This is a genomic window from Anaerosporobacter mobilis DSM 15930, assembly GCF_900142955.1.
Classification (GTDB): Bacteria; Bacillota; Clostridia; order Lachnospirales; family Lachnospiraceae; genus Anaerosporobacter; species Anaerosporobacter mobilis.
This window is the reverse complement of record NZ_FRCP01000045.1, coordinates 1-1,218: the sequence shown is the minus strand read 5'-3', so window position 1 is coordinate 1,218 and position 1,218 is coordinate 1. Positions and strand designations below refer to the sequence as shown.

The window sequence follows — 1,218 nt, the reverse complement described above, 5'->3', positions numbered from 1 at the left end:
TCAATTTACAGTTTCAAACTTTAGTTCAGTTGACTATGTTCTTTTCTCCAAAGACTCTATGGATTGTAAGAACATAATATTTTGTGTCTTTTTCCGCTCCCCATTCTTCTACTCCAAATCCTTCACTAATGGTACATTCTGCGGAAAATTCGGGCTTATCATTTCCATACCCATTACGGAATACAATGGTTTTATCTTGTGTATTCCATACAATCGTTGGTTCTTCTGAAGAAAAATCATAGTGCTGTCCGAAATAGTTATTAAATCTCTTGTTCCAATAGGGCTTGATTTCTCTGTATTCCTCAGTCTTAACTCCCGACAAAATCGTATCAAACCATTGCTTTTTCAAGGTAAGCACTAAATCCCCACTATGATAGTATTTATATCTGTGTCTTGTACAACAAAACAACTGATTTCCATACACAGTTTGACCGCAAAGCATACAATGTCTTTTACTCATATTCCCCTTTCTGCTATTCAGCTAAATATCAAATTTACTTAACTTTTTAAATGTTGTTTAACTGATAGTTCATCATTTCTTTGTACTATTTTTTTTACTATTAACATTATTGATTAATGCCTTAATCACATTATTGTATGGTACTTTTTTACCATCATTTGTCATCTTAATTGACAATTCCATTATTTTACTGTATTATTATGGAATATCAAAAAGAAAGGTGGTTTAATAATGAAAAAATTTCTTAAACGTCTCGTAACCTTATCACTAGCTTTAGTTATCGTGTTTTCTGCTCTATCAACTACTGCTCTTGCTGCTGTTTTCCCAGAGCCTTATTTATTGTATTATGATTTTAATGAAAACACATATGTTTACAGTTATCAACCTGAGGCATATCACTTAACGTCTGGTGTTACTGCTCAATTAAAAAATACTGGTTACGATGATGGTGGATGGGTTGTTCCAGCTTATCAGCGAATTACAATTAATTACAAATTATACAATAAGAGTTCTGTAAAAGTTACTGTAATAAAATCGAATGGCTCTAATACTGAAATTGTGTTTAACGGAGTAATGGATTCAAGTTATGGTAGTGCTGTTTCATTTATTAATAATGATTCTACTCCTGCTACATATCGAGTTTATGTAAGCGGTCAAACAGGTGATGCATACCTAACATCTTATATTGTAAACATTAAATAAATAATAAAATCTATAATATTAGGCTGTCTATAAATTGGACAGCCTTATTTATTTAT

The 1,218-nt window shown here is 31.3% G+C and carries 2 protein-coding genes; one reads left to right on the top strand and one right to left on the bottom strand.

Annotated features, from left to right (window positions below):
* Positions 1 to 25: 25 nt before the first annotated feature.
* Positions 26 to 460 (bottom strand): ASCH domain-containing protein, encoded by a 435-nt coding sequence (locus BUB90_RS22995; protein ID WP_242952597.1) that lies wholly within the window; start codon positions 458 to 460, stop codon positions 26 to 28.
* A 231-nt stretch (positions 461 to 691) separates the two neighbouring features.
* Here BUB90_RS22995 and BUB90_RS22990 point away from each other — a divergent pair, with 231 nt between their 5' ends.
* A complete protein-coding gene (locus BUB90_RS22990) occupies positions 692 to 1,162 on the top strand; it encodes a hypothetical protein (RefSeq protein ID WP_073292023.1) in 471 nt (156 codons plus the stop codon).
* The last annotated feature ends 56 nt before the right edge of the window (positions 1,163 to 1,218 follow it).